Origin of the sequence: Sulfurimonas sp. (genome assembly GCF_027056685.1) — a bacterium.
GTDB lineage: Bacteria > Campylobacterota > Campylobacteria > Campylobacterales > Sulfurimonadaceae > Sulfurimonas.
The window spans coordinates 1-1,526 of the sequence record NZ_JALUKE010000046.1; the positions used below are offsets into that span (position 1 = coordinate 1).

General features: G+C 38.6%; 2 protein-coding genes. Both read left to right on the plus strand.

What is annotated here, in order from left to right; genetic code table 11:
* Positions 1-39: 39 nt before the first annotated feature.
* Positions 40-1,185, plus strand: a complete 1,146-nt coding sequence (locus tag MVY38_RS01580) for a succinyldiaminopimelate transaminase (protein ID WP_297482769.1) — start codon at positions 40-42, stop codon at positions 1,183-1,185.
* A partial coding sequence (locus MVY38_RS01585; RefSeq protein ID WP_297482771.1) for a hypothetical protein occupies positions 1,172-1,526 on the plus strand: 355 nt, incomplete at its 3' end. The genes MVY38_RS01580 and MVY38_RS01585, both read left to right, overlap by 14 nt.

Here is a 1,526-nt window from a genome sequence, read left to right on the forward strand (position 1 = left end):
TAATCAAATATATTAAATTTTTTAAGGCGAAACTCATCTATGCATTTTGAACCATATCCATTTGAAAAACTTACAGCACTTTTAGAAAACATCACTCCCAACGAAAAATATACACCCTCTGTTTTAACCATCGGCGAACCGCAGTTTGAAACACCTGCGTTTATACAAAAAGCGCTTGCAGACAATGCCGCACTTTTAAAAAAATACCCAAAAACAACTGGTGAAGCAATACTACGCAAAGCACAACGCGGCTTTGTAGAAAAAAGATTTGGAGTCACACTTACAGACGAGCAAATTATTCCAACTTTTGGAACAAGAGAAGTGCTTTTTAACTTCCCACAGTTTTTACTCTTTGATACAAAAAATCCCGTTATGGCATATACAAATCCATTTTACCAAATCTACGAGGGTGCAGCCATTGCAACGCGTTCAAAGGTTATACACCTCAACCTAAACGCAGCGAATAACTTTAAACCTGAGATAGATGAAGAGCTTCTAAAAGAGTGCGATTTAGTCATTCTAAACTCTCCAAATAACCCAACAACAGGCATTTTAACGCTTGAAGAACTTTCAAACTGGGTCAAAATGGCACTCAAACATGATTTTGTGCTTTTAAATGATGAGTGTTACAGTGAAATATACACCGCTAAACCTATTCCATCTCTACTTGAAGCATCAAAAGCTATCGGCAATGATGATTTTAAAAATGTTTTAGTCATCAACTCCATCTCAAAACGCTCCTCAGCACCAGGGCTGCGTTCAGGATTCATTGCAGGCGACGCTGCCATTTTAAAAGAGTACATGAAGTACAGAACCTATGTTGGTTGCGCTTCTCCTCTTCCACTACAATATGCCGCAGCAGAGGCTTGGAGTGATGAAGCACATGTTGCAACTGCACGAGAAATTTACAAAAAGAATTTCAAAATTGCAAAAAAAATACTCGGCACAAAGATACCAGAAGCGACATTTTACCTCTGGATAGATGTCGGTGATGCACTAGAATTTACAAAACGACTCTACAAAAACTACAATGTAAAAGTACTCCCAGGAGAGTTCTTGGCACGCGAAGATGCAAAAGGTGAAAACCCAGGTAAAGGTTTTATACGCATAGCACTCGTGGAAAGCCCACAAAAAACAGAAGATGCACTATTAAGAATCAAGGAATGTATAAATGAGCAAAACTAAAACACTCAAAGCAAAAGTATTAAAAGCACAAGAGGCAAATGACATCGCGTCACTTTATGTTCTTGAACAGGAGGCACATGAAACTTTTGATGAAGAGACACTCCACGGCTTTTATGCAAATATTCTTGATTTGGCACTGGAAAAACTCACCGATACACTTGAAGCACACCGCATTATGGATATGAATGAAGTCCAAGACTTCGCAACACTTCGGGCACTTTATGAGTATGCCGTTGAGCACTACTCTGCAGGTGAATTTAACGACGCAGCAGCACTTTTTGAAGTAATAAGTGGTCTAAGTAATGACAAAAAATTCTCAAAAGCTATGAAACTTCATTGGA

What these genes read in the sequence shown, in the direction of transcription:
- MVY38_RS01580 (WP_297482769.1), top strand. Translation starts at nt 40, where the DNA reads ATGCATTTTGAACCATATCCATTTGAAAAACTTACAGCACTTTTAGAA.